We start from the raw sequence: 11,806 nt of genomic DNA, 5'->3' as shown, positions 1-11,806 counted from the left end.
ATCAACCAGGATCGTGACGTTGACCGGATAAATAATGGAGCTCATGGGCGGATTTGAACCGCCGACCTCACCCTTACCAAGGGTGTGCTCTACCAACTGAGCTACATGAGCATTACAAAACAAATTGGAGCGGGCAGCGGGAATCGAACCCGCGTCATCAGCTTGGAAGGCTGAGGTAATAGCCACTATACGATGCCCGCGAGCAATTTAGTGGTGGAGGGGGCAGGATTCGAACCTGCGAAGGCGATGCCGTCAGATTTACAGTCTGATCCCTTTGGCCACTCGGGAACCCCTCCGAGTCGGACCTGCTTACGCAAATCCGTCAAAACTTAAAGTGGAGCTGGCGGACGGAATCGAACCCCCGACCTGCTGATTACAAGTCAGCTGCTCTACCAACTGAGCTACGCCAGCTCACATTCGCCTCGTCAGCGAGGGCGGTATACTACGGATTTTTTTCTGGCGTTGCAACACCTTCACAAGGCCTGATTTCAACGAAATCGAAATTGCTGCCGTAATCCGCTTTCACCGCCTGAACCAGTTCTTCAGCGAGTTCCGGTTCCGCCTCAAAAGAGAGCGCGTAGCTTATCTGATTTCGGGGGAAGTTGACCAGTACCGCATTAAGATTCTGACGTTTTTTTTCTTCCAGCACGGATATTGCAGATTCCCTGGACTCGAATAGCCCCAGGGAGATCGCATTGCGGTTCTCGCCCTCGGTGACCAGATAGGAATCAATCCCCTGGCGCTGAATGTCACGGAATTGGCGCAACGCCACGGCTTCAGGTTGGGGCGGGATGAGGACCCAGTGCAAGGGCGGCAACTCTCGCTCGACTTCCTCGACCTTGAAGCCGGCTTCCTCGGCAAGGGGCTGCTTGGCCACTAGCCTTCGCGCACGCTCCGCGGTTTCGATCCATCCAAGGCGCACACAAGACGAGTCATAGCGCCCTGACGGTATCGCCACCGCATCATTACGAGGATCCGGAGACTTCAGGCTGGCCACCCGCGGCAAGCTACCACTGGCAACTTTGGCCATTCCGCCGGATGGACCGACGAAGTCTGGCAGGTAATAGATGCCAATACTGACCAGCACCAGCACCAGTGCCAACCACCTCATTCTGACGAGTCCTCGGCATGAATCGCACGCAGGCCGCTCAACACCAGGTCGGGCCGATGGGTACCAGGCAGCCCAAGGCCAAGCAGGCGATTCGCATCACCGCCAGTCACCAACAGATCAGACAGCCCGTGCTTTCGGGCGTCAGCGATAACACGCTCGATCATGGCACCGGAAAGCCAGGCAAGACCATGGTTCACGCATTCCCCGGTATTCCGTCCCGGGTCTGTCGCCAATCCCTGATCAGGGTCGAACCAGATTCGCGCCGCGTCCGTTCTGAGACTCCGCAGCATCATTTGCAACCCCGGAAGGATATACCCACCGAGATGCTGGCCACTCGTATCCACATAGTCGATGGTAACCGCACTGCCGGCATCCACCACCACGAAACCCTGCTTGTGATCGAGCCAGGCGCCATACATTGCGTGCCAACGATCGGCCCCCATTCTCGATACATCCTGGTAGGCGTTTACAAGTCCGTTACGGGACTGCTCGGACCAGTAGAACTTCACCGGCGCCGGACAGAGCTTTGCAAGTGAACCTATCAGATGAGTGCGCCTTTCTTCAGAAGCAACGGTGGATATGGCAACACCCCTTACCTGCCTTATGAGCTCTCCTGCTGAGCTCAAAGGATTCTCATCTTCCAGTGATCCGCTGCCTGTTGCCTGAGTACAATCCTGGTCATCCAGACACCATTTCAACCGGGTATTGCCTGCATCAATAAAAAGCTTCATGACACCACTCGCAGACTGATTTCCCCTGCGCGTACCGGAACAGTCCCGGTTTGGGTCCGTATCTGGTAGTTTCCCGCGTCATCGATACCACAGCCGACGCCTTCAACATCACCACCCCGAGCCTGAAGCGGCTTCCCCATAAAGATATCCCTTCGCTGCCAGGGCTCGCGGAAATCCGCGAAACCGACATCCGAAAACAGGGGCACCGCATCCAGAACCCCATCGATAATGGCGCTTGCAATCTGATTCCGCGACCAGTCGACGTTCGGGCATGCCCTGGCAAGACTGCTCCAGGGCTGATCGACACCCTCGGCCCGGGACATGTGGACGTTCAGGCCAATGCCGGCAATCACTTGCACAAGGCCCTCTTCGAGTTCTCCCTGCAATTCCACCAGGATGCCGCCAAGCTTTCCGTCCGGCAGAAAAATATCGTTCGGCCATTTGAGCCCGACCTCCGGCACTCCCAGTCGCTCCAGGGCATTGGCCACCGCAACCCCCAGTACGAGGCTCAACCCGTCCAGTACCCCGAAACCACCGTGAAACGTCAGGCCCATACTCAGATACAGGTTTTCACCCCGAGGGCTCTGCCACACACGTCCTCGTCGCCCGCGCCCTGAGGTCTGGCAGTCGGCCATGACCACCGGAATACCCCGGGTACCGGCCGTGATCTGTCGGATCACTTCGGCATTGGTCGAATCCACTTCATCAAGCACGGTCAGCGCCAGTTCCTCTTCCCGCCCGGAGGCAATTCCATCAAGCACTGCCGCAGGGTCGAGCAAGTCGACCCGGGACACCAGTTGGTAGCCGCGCCCACGGATCGTGGCAATATCCGCACCTTCGTCCATTGCGCGACGGATCTGTTTCCAGATTGCCGTGCGACTGACCCCGAGTTTTTCGGCCAACGCAGCTCCCGAATGGACCTGTCCGTCACTGAGCAGCTCTATAAGTGCCTTGGATTTCATTACACGCATCCAGCCATGAGAGTGGGTAAGGCCGGATTAAACACCAGGGGAAGGAAAAAGACAAAGTCGGCAGCCTGCCTTTGCGAATTGGCTGCCGACAGATCAGGGAATCGGTGTCGCGGTGAGGTTCGCCTTGATATCGAAGTTCTGCATTTTCACACCGTATACCGCGGTTTGTGCTCCGCCAACGGGGTGGACCAGATCAATATTATTGATGGAGAGCTCCTTGAACTGACTTCTCGCTTTCACGGCAAAACCCAGCGGGCGATTTTCGGCTTCCTGCAGGGTCGGATTGGCCACATAGCGATAACCCGAAGCTGATGCGCCATCCATGATTTTCTCGTCACCCCGGTTGCCAACCACGCCCAGAGCGTCAGGACCGTCCGTCTTTTTTACGACCCGGGTCTGGTAGACATCCACGGAAAGGTCGGTGCGCAGGCCAAACGAATTGTCTTCCACGCCATCACCATCGAAGTCACCGCCATCGCTGGTATGGATATCGTTCAGAACCAGACGCGTGCCCGTTCCATTCACAGCTTCGCCAACGCCATTGGTTTCCCGGTTGGTTTCCCAGGTCAGCGCGTTTTTTCGGTCCTCACCGGCGGCCTTTGCAAACACCTGCTTCAGGCGCACAGTCAGCCCTTCCTCACCCCGGGCTTCCCAGACACCTCCAGAGCTGACACAGGACGATGGACTGTCACCAACGCCACCGGCGCAGACATCACCGGCGCCTCCCGGCACGATCGTCATACTGCTCCCGGTTTCATATTTCTGGACCACGAATCGCCCAAAACTCCGGCCTGATTCCTTGTCACCAATCCTCAGGTTGCCGATGTCCATGGTGCTCCAGGCTTCGCTTTTGACAATCGCAAGCCCCTCCTGCGTGACGTCGACTGTCATGCCCCGAACGTGGGAATCATAATCCAGCTCGGTGATCCAGAGCCCCTTCTGCGGAACCTCGCCGTTACCCTGATCGTAGGGCACCGCGATAATGGCGGCCTTGCCATCATGAATCCGGACATCCGAGTTGATGGTAATCCCCTCACCCGAGGCACCACCGGGGCCAAGCGTCATATGGCCATCCAGTTCAAACTCATAGGCAGGATAAAAGCCCAGCGCCAGCAGCAGCTCAGTGCCACCCTGCAAGGGAGCATCCTCACTGCCCACCCGCAGACCGTTGATCCGGTATCCAGCCCGGACATCCTCAAACCCGATGCGCAGGCCATCGAAAAACTGGGTGCCATTGATCATCTCATTGCGAGTCACGTTAACCGTAACATCACCCTGCCCCCAAGACTGAAGGCCGCTGAAGATCACCCTGTTCCCGTCTTCCGTGTAGCTGAAATCGGCAAGCCGCAAGCTCCATTCCGTAGCGAGCCGCAAGCCCTGGGGGCCGGCATCCGGATGACCACCGCCCTGGAGATAGACCGCATTGGAATAGTTGCGTCCATTGAACACCTGGTCCTCAAGCAGAAAGCTGACGTTCACCTCTCCGATGCTTCTCCCACTGCCGCCAACCTCAATGGCACCGATATTAAACTGCCCGGCCAGGGAGCCAAGGGTCAGGGCAAGGGCCGGACGATTCCTCCAGTCGGTTGTCACATCAAGCCTGAGGTCGTTGATTCGATAGCTTCCGGTGATGTCCCTGAGGGCCAGAGCCTTGCCGTCATCCATATAGAGGAAGGTCGCCGAGTGAATAACCGTCTCGTTATCGATGCGAAGGCCTTCCCCGGAGCGCCCGCCGGCGGTAATGCCGGTGCTGGACGAAAGATCGTAGCTACCGCTCAGGCTACCGTAACTGGGTAGCAGTTGACCCGAGCCAGAATCCACGGATACGCCATGATTCAGGGGGTTATTGCTGTAACGGATTGCGCCAACCTCCCAGTTACCAACAATCCTTGGCGCATCCAGGGCCAGGGTGTCGCCGACGACATCCAGCGTTACCCCCAGGGCCTCCACGTTCATGGTGATATCATCCAGGAACACTTCATTACCGTTGGTGCGATAACCCAGGCGGCCGCCGGTCATGGTGTAGGCCGAGTCGAACGTATAGCCCGCCCCGCCAACGGAACCACCCTGGCTGATGTTCAGATATCCCTCCAGGGTATGGTCGAAAAAGACGCCACCCATACTGACTCCCGGCGCCCCGGCGAGGCGGATATCTCCAAACTCCACTCTCCGATCCTCGACCAGGTAATCAAGGTTCAGGGACGCATCGTCCTCGATGTCGATCCGAACCAGATGAAACGCCTGACCTGCCGAATCGATGGCTGAACCAACCCGGAAGCCTTCCAGATGAATGCCTTTGTCATCGTCATAGTAGGACAAACCATCTGCTGTCAAGGCAAGGTCCAGCTCCATGGTCAAGCCACTCTGACCGCTGATGTTGGCCAACGCGGTGTCGTCGAGGCTTTTCATATCGGCAAACACCCAGGAGGCGTTGATCAGGCACGCCAGCCCGATAGCCGTCGAGGTAAATGGCCTGCTACTGTCCGGAGCCCACATAATCATCAACCTCTTGCCCATTACGGATTACCGGCAGGAAACACAAGCAGGTTGCCTTCCATGACAACTTCTCCTCGCATATCCACTGAGAATATGTCGGTCTGTTGAAACCCCGGGTCGGTTGGCCGCGCTGTACTACTGGCGGAGATCTTGAATTGGACGTCATTGAACCGGACGGTGTTTGGCAAACCCAGTTCCAGAACATCCCGGTTGAACTGCTCTCCATCACCCCCGAACCCGGAATCAACGGTGCGGACCCGTAGTGTCAGCCCCTCAAACGCGAAATTACCGCGAATATCATCAAGGACCATCCACCCCCCATTTTCTTTAAGCCGGTAGGCAAAGCGGGCACCGCACTTTTTGTCGGCATCGTCACAGCGTCCGAAATAGCTGTTCTCAACGGGACCACCCATCTCGTTGATACTGATGTCGCCGGACAGATAGATCCCGCCTTGGCCCGAGATGTCTGAAAGGGCTTCATCACCAAGTCGGGAGAGCTCCGCGAGGGTCGGCGGAGCAAGCAGCAAAATAGCGAGGGCTAGAGACGTTCTGCACAGGATGGCTTTCATTGGCTCAGATCCCTCGTTTTTATATTCAGATGCTGTATGAGCATGCCCTGGACTCGGGCTGAGCCAAAATCACGGTCGCCTACACTGAAATTCCCGATCTTCAGATTGCTGCGGAATTCCGGATTGGTGTAATAGGACTCGTAGAAATCCCAGGCTTCAGCATCGCTGCTACTTCTCAGGCCGTCCGCACCGATCTCGCCCGGTTGAGGACGCCGAATCGCGGCCACCTCCACCACAAAGTTTCCACTACCATCAACATCGAAGAACACCGGCTGAAGCTGATTACCAATCGCAAGCTCAAGCGCAAAATTACTCATCAGAATTCGTGAGCCACAGCTGGAGCCATCCTGTGCGCAGGCGTTTATCGACAATTCCGGAGAATAAAAATTGAGCTTGAACTGTCCAACCATTTGGCGCCGATCATCGTCCCCCCAGAGACGCAGATAACTGCCGTCGATAACAGCGCTCTTGGCGTGAATATTGATGTTGGCAGACCGGTCGTCACCCACCGCGACGTTCATCTGCATACCAATATCCGCACGTTCCCCAATGTAATCCACAGTGGCCGGGCGACTGGAACAGGTGCCGCTGCCTAAACCGGCACTGGAATCCATGCAATCGTAGCCCTGGCCGGCAGAAACCCTGGAACTGGCCGCAAACTCCAGAACCGCCTTGTTGGCGATGCCGATTTCGTTGCCATCTACAACATCGATTCGCCAGGGATTAAGAAGCCGCCCAAGGTTCACCGGACCCAAGGCCTGGCCATAGTTGCTATTGGCGCCGGAGATATAGAGGTGGTTCACCGTTATATCGACATCACGACCATCAGTGCTCTTGATGCCTCCGATCCGAAAGATGCGTGCCTGCTCACCCGATGCATCCGGCTCGTCTGTTCCGTGGGAAAATGTAAAATTCTCCAAGACCAGGCCGATACCAGCACCGTCAATTCCAGCCATTTCCGTTTCCGAGAGGCCCTGAAGCTCTGCCTCGGCATAACCAGGCATGACCAGTACGCTCCAAACTGTAAGAAGAGGAAATACGGAAACAAGAAGCTGTCTGGAACTGAACCATGTCATAAAGCGCTCCTCAGAACAGGCCTTTGCCGCGGTCGATGTACTCGGTACGGTAACGCTGGGTGCCATAGAGCGCCTCGTTGAGATTCACCTCAGTCGCTCCGTTTGGGATATTGAAGAATGCACCCGAGGTTGCCCTGATGAAATCCTCGGGCGTGAAGTCTGTTTTCTTTACATCCTTCAACCAGTCCAGATCCTTGGTCTGGAAGGAAATGAAGGCGCCATCAGCCGGGCCAGTGATTCGCCTCTCGCCGTTCACCTCACCGACTTCGCCCACGGGGAAGCTGTTGTAGATATCCAGGTCGAAGCAAGAGTCGATCCCCAGGACAAGGCAATCCTGCGCATAGACATAAATGTCACCGCCGGAACAGCTGAAAAAGGAACAGTCAGGAACCTCAATCCGGGAGCTCGATCCCCAGCCGATCAGGTTCTGTACCGACCAACGGGTAAATCCACTGGCGCCTTCAAGCACGAATCGCTCACCGTTCGGAATGCCAATATATTCGGCTCTTATGGGATCCAGCTCGCCAATGTTTGGATCACCCTCCGCACCATAAACCAGCTCGGCTTTGGTGGAGAGCGGACTACCACCCTCAAGGAGTGGCGTCAGGAGAACAATCAGTTGATCAAACAGATTCCCGGAGGAATTTGCCTCTGAGAGCCCCTCACCTCGATCAATGATATCCACATTCACATTGCCGGTCAGGGTTTCGATCTTCCCTGAGAGAACGCCCATGGATTCGCCGAACCCAAGCCGAAAGCCGACCACTTCATCGGTGTCTTCATCAAAGGCGAATTCCAGGAAGGGATTCTGGATGTGGAAAGGGACTATCTCACCCTCACCATAGGCACTGCCGTTAGCCTTTCGCTGCCTGGGGGCTTCGGGATTCGCGTCAAAATAGGCCTGATTATTGATATAACCGAGGGCAAAATCTTCAATATAGACGTCCGAGGTGCCCGGCTTTTCACCTTCCCGGTCGTAACGCCCCATTTCCAGGACATCTACGTTGGTCTGGATTTCAATGTCCATTCCAAGATTGACCCGGGTATAGGCGGTATTGTCGTTGGCATCAGGGTGGTACTGGCGATCAACCGATACAAAAGCCTGCCCTGTAACTTCAGACATCTGTTGGTCTGAAATCGGGCGCAAATCGGCGTTGACCCCCGAGGCCAGTAAAGGCAGGAGGAGAAGCGAGGAAATTGTTTTACTCATAGTCACATCTCACCGCTGCCGCTTCTTATTGTTGGCGGCTGATTAAAAGATGACTGATGAGCGTCTCTGAGGCTGGCTTCGGTTTTTGGTGTTGTTTTCGCCAGTTCTTTTACAGAAGTTTAACGCTGGTTACACGTTGTCACTGTGCGCAGCGTCATGGTTTTGGGATTTCTCAGATTTCGGGCAATAAAAAACCCCAGCATCGAGGATGCTGGGGTTTTGGTATTAGGAGCCTGACGATGACCTACTCTCACATGGGCAACGCCACACTACCATCGGCGCTGGTCTGTTTCACTTCTGAGTTCGGGATGGGATCAGGTGGTTCCAGACCGCTATGGTCGTCAGGCAAAACGGTTGATCACTGGGGGACGGGATAGAACTGAGTGATGTTGATTTCGTTTGAGCGGTTAGGCTCTGCGTTATCCGCAATTGTCTTGGGTGTTATATAGTCAAGCCGCACGAGCAATTAGTATCGGTTAGCTCAACGCCTCGCAGCGCTTACACACCCGACCTATCAACGTCCTGGTCTTGAACGGCTCTTCAGGGACCTCGAGGGTCCAGGGAGATCTCATCTTGGAAGGGGCTTCCCGCTTAGATGCTTTCAGCGGTTATCCTGTCCGAACATAGCTACCGGGCAATGCGACTGGCGTCACAACCCGAACACCAGAGGTTCGTCCACTCCGGTCCTCTCGTACTAGGAGCAGCTTTCCTCAAATCTCCAACGTCCACGGCAGATAGGGACCGAACTGTCTCACGACGTTCTAAACCCAGCTCGCGTACCACTTTAAATGGCGAACAGCCATACCCTTGGGACCGGCTTCAGCCCCAGGATGTGATGAGCCGACATCGAGGTGCCAAACACCGCCGTCGATGTGAACTCTTGGGCGGTATCAGCCTGTTATCCCCGGAGTACCTTTTATCCGTTGAGCGATGGCCCTTCCATACAGAACCACCGGATCACTATGACCTACTTTCGTACCTGCTCGACGTGTCTGTCTCGCAGTTAAGCGGGCTTGTGCCATTACACTAACCGCATGATGTCCGACCATGCTTAGCCCACCTTTGTGCTCCTCCGTTACGCTTTGGGAGGAGACCGCCCCAGTCAAACTACCCACCACACAGTGTCCTCATCCCCGATAAGGGGACCAAGTTAGAACCTCAAACATGTCAGGCTGGTATTTCAAGGTTGGCTCCATGAGAACTGGCGTTCCCACTTCAAAGCCTCCCAGCTATCCTACACAAACATGCTCAAAGTTCACTGTGAAGCTATAGTAAAGGTTCACGGGGTCTTTCCGTCTAGCCGCGGATACACCGCATCTTCACGGCGATTTCAATTTCACTGAGTCTCGGGTAGAGACAGCGCCCCCATCGTTACGCCATTCGTGCAGGTCGGAACTTACCCGACAAGGAATTTCGCTACCTTAGGACCGTTATAGTTACGGCCGCCGTTTACCGGGGCTTCGATCAAGAGCTTCGCGCAAGCGCTAACCCCATCAATTAACCTTCCGGCACCGGGCAGGCGTCACACCGTATACGTCCACTTTCGTGTTTGCACAGTGCTGTGTTTTTAATAAACAGTCGCAGGGGCCTGGTATCTTCGACTGGTCTCAGCTCCACCCGCAGGGGCTTCACTTACTGCCAGCGTGCCTTCTCCCGAAGTTACGGCACCATTTTGCCTAGTTCCTTTACCCGAGTTCTCTCAAGCGCCTTGGTATTCTCTACCTGACCACCTGTGTCGGTTTGGGGTACGGTCTCGAATAGCCTGAAGCTTAGAAGATTTTCCTGGAAGCATGGCATCAATGACTTCCCGCTCTATGAGCAGCCGTCGTCACGTCTCGGGATTGTGGACCCGGATTTGCCTAAGTCCACTCCCTACTCGCTTAAACCGGGGCAACCGTCGCCCGGCTCACCTAGCCTTCTCCGTCTCTCCATCGCAGCTATCCAAGGTACGGGAATATTAACCCGTTTCCCATCGACTACACCTTTCGGTCTCGCCTTAGGGGCCGACTCACCCTGCGCCGATTAGCGTTGCGCAGGAACCCTTGGTCTTCCGGCGTGCGGGTTTTTCACCCGCATTGTCGTTACTCATGTCAGCATTCGCACTTCTGATACCTCCAGCATGCTTCTCAACACACCTTCGCAGGCTTACAGAACGCTCCCCTACCCCGCATACAAAGTATGCAGCCGCAGCTTCGGTGACCAGTTTTAGCCCCGTTACATCTTCCGCGCAGGCCGACTCGACTAGTGAGCTATTACGCTTTCTTTAAAGGATGGCTGCTTCTAAGCCAACCTCCTAGCTGTCTGAGCCTTCCCACATCGTTTCCCACTTAACTGGTACTTGGGGACCTTAGCTGGCGGTCTGGGTTGTTTCCCTCTTCACGACGGACGTTAGCACCCGCCGTGTGTCTCCCGGATAGTACTCACAGGTATTCGGAGTTTGCATCGGGTTGGTAAGTCGGGATGACCCCCTAGCCGAAACAGTGCTCTACCCCCTGTGGTATTCGTCCGAGGCGCTACCTAAATAGCTTTCGGGGAGAACCAGCTATCTCCGGGCTTGATTAGCCTTTCACTCCGATCCACAAGTCATCCCCTGGCTTTTCAACGACAGTGGGTTCGGTCCTCCAGTGCCTGTTACGGCACCTTCAACCTGCTCATGGATAGATCGCCCGGTTTCGGGTCTATGCCCAGCGACTAAATCGCCCTATTCAGACTCGGTTTCCCTACGGCTCCCCTAAACGGTTAACCTCGCCACTGAACATAAGTCGCTGACCCATTATACAAAAGGTACGCCGTCACGGAACAAGTCCGCTCCGACTGCTTGTACGCATACGGTTTCAGGATCTATTTCACTCCCCTCACAGGGGTTCTTTTCGCCTTTCCCTCACGGTACTGGTTCACTATCGGTCAGTCAGGAGTATTTAGCCTTGGAGGATGGTCCCCCCATGTTCAGACAGGATATCACGTGTCCCGTCCTACTCGATTTCACCAGACTCAGGTTTCGGATACGGGGCTATCACCCACTATGGCGGCACTTTCCAGAGCCTTCTCCTACCAGTTGTCTAGCTTAAGGGCTAGTCCCCGTTCGCTCGCCGCTACTTAGGGAATCTCGGTTGATTTCTTTTCCTCGGGGTACTTAGATGTTTCAGTTCCCCCGGTTCGCCCCTTACACCTATGGATTCAGTGTAAGGTACCGACCCGAAAGTCGGTGGGTTTCCCCATTCAGAAATGCCCGGATCACAGCTTGTTTGCCAGCTCCCCGAGCCTTATCGCAGGCTTCCACGTCTTTCATCGCCTCTGACTGCCAAGGCATCCACCGTATGCGCTTAGTTGCTTGACTATATAACCCCAAGACAACTGTGTTCCATCCATCGACAACCTGGTAAACCAGGGCATCAATAGGTGGAGACAGTTCCTTGAAGCGATATAACAACCACTTCAACGACAACACCGGATAACGCTTGAAATCGCTATCACATTGAACATATTCCTCTCGGAGATAATGAGAGAAATATCTTCGTGTTCTATCTCGTCCAATTTGTTAAAGAGCAAATCTGACCCAGTGATCAGAAAGAAGGGCTTCGAACTTCATCAAGTTGAAACACTTGTTTCTGCACACTGCTAACCGAAGTAAGTCAGTTCAAA

At 55.1% G+C, this 11,806-nt stretch carries 7 protein-coding genes, 4 tRNA genes and 2 rRNA genes; all 13 read right to left on the bottom strand.

The genetic code is table 11. From position 1 onward, the window contains the following. Positions 1 to 35: 35 nt before the first annotated feature. Positions 36 to 111: transfer RNA gene (locus tag NUW46_RS03295), tRNA-Thr, on the bottom strand. Between the two features lie 14 nt (positions 112 to 125). Then, positions 126 to 200 (bottom strand) — tRNA-Gly (locus tag NUW46_RS03290). A gap of 11 nt (positions 201 to 211) precedes the next feature. Beyond that, positions 212 to 296 (bottom strand) — tRNA-Tyr (locus tag NUW46_RS03285). A 39-nt stretch (positions 297 to 335) separates the two neighbouring features. Next, positions 336 to 411: transfer RNA gene (locus NUW46_RS03280), tRNA-Thr, on the bottom strand. Positions 412 to 442: 31 nt separating this feature from the next. Continuing rightward, positions 443 to 1,111, bottom strand: a complete 669-nt coding sequence (locus NUW46_RS03275) for a hypothetical protein (protein WP_069184024.1) — start codon at positions 1,109 to 1,111, stop codon at positions 443 to 445. Next, positions 1,108 to 1,842 (bottom strand): type III pantothenate kinase, encoded by a 735-nt coding sequence (locus tag NUW46_RS03270; protein WP_418141365.1) that lies wholly within the window; start codon positions 1,840 to 1,842, stop codon positions 1,108 to 1,110. The genes NUW46_RS03275 and NUW46_RS03270 overlap by 4 nt, the downstream gene beginning before the upstream one ends. Continuing rightward, positions 1,839 to 2,804: a biotin--[acetyl-CoA-carboxylase] ligase gene (locus NUW46_RS03265; RefSeq protein WP_418141364.1), complete on the bottom strand. Its 966-nt coding sequence runs from the start codon at positions 2,802 to 2,804 to the stop codon at positions 1,839 to 1,841. The genes NUW46_RS03270 and NUW46_RS03265 overlap by 4 nt, the downstream gene beginning before the upstream one ends. A 102-nt stretch (positions 2,805 to 2,906) precedes the next feature. Further along, positions 2,907 to 5,309, bottom strand: a complete 2,403-nt coding sequence (locus NUW46_RS03260) for a DUF6160 family protein (RefSeq protein ID WP_418142006.1) — start codon at positions 5,307 to 5,309, stop codon at positions 2,907 to 2,909. Positions 5,310 to 5,329: 20 nt separating this feature from the next. Continuing rightward, positions 5,330 to 5,878 (bottom strand): hypothetical protein, encoded by a 549-nt coding sequence (locus NUW46_RS03255; RefSeq protein WP_069184027.1) that lies wholly within the window; start codon positions 5,876 to 5,878, stop codon positions 5,330 to 5,332. Then, positions 5,875 to 6,954 (bottom strand): hypothetical protein, encoded by a 1,080-nt coding sequence (locus NUW46_RS03250; RefSeq protein WP_418141363.1) that lies wholly within the window; start codon positions 6,952 to 6,954, stop codon positions 5,875 to 5,877. The genes NUW46_RS03255 and NUW46_RS03250 overlap by 4 nt, the downstream gene beginning before the upstream one ends. Before the next feature lie 10 nt (positions 6,955 to 6,964). Continuing rightward, positions 6,965 to 8,077, bottom strand: coding sequence for a hypothetical protein (locus NUW46_RS03245; RefSeq protein WP_418141362.1), 1,113 nt, complete (start codon positions 8,075 to 8,077; stop codon positions 6,965 to 6,967). Between the two features lie 318 nt (positions 8,078 to 8,395). Beyond that, positions 8,396 to 8,510: ribosomal RNA gene (gene rrf, locus NUW46_RS03240) — 5S ribosomal RNA — on the bottom strand. Between the two features lie 99 nt (positions 8,511 to 8,609). Then, a 23S ribosomal RNA gene (locus tag NUW46_RS03235) occupies positions 8,610 to 11,501 on the bottom strand. Between the last annotated feature and the right edge of the window lie 305 nt (positions 11,502 to 11,806).

Source organism: Marinobacter sp. MA (assembly GCF_048298425.1).
In the GTDB taxonomy this organism is placed as follows: domain Bacteria; phylum Pseudomonadota; class Gammaproteobacteria; order Pseudomonadales; family Oleiphilaceae; genus Marinobacter; species Marinobacter salsuginis.
Note: the sequence above shows the minus strand (reverse complement) of the source record. Positions and strands in the feature narration are given on the sequence as shown.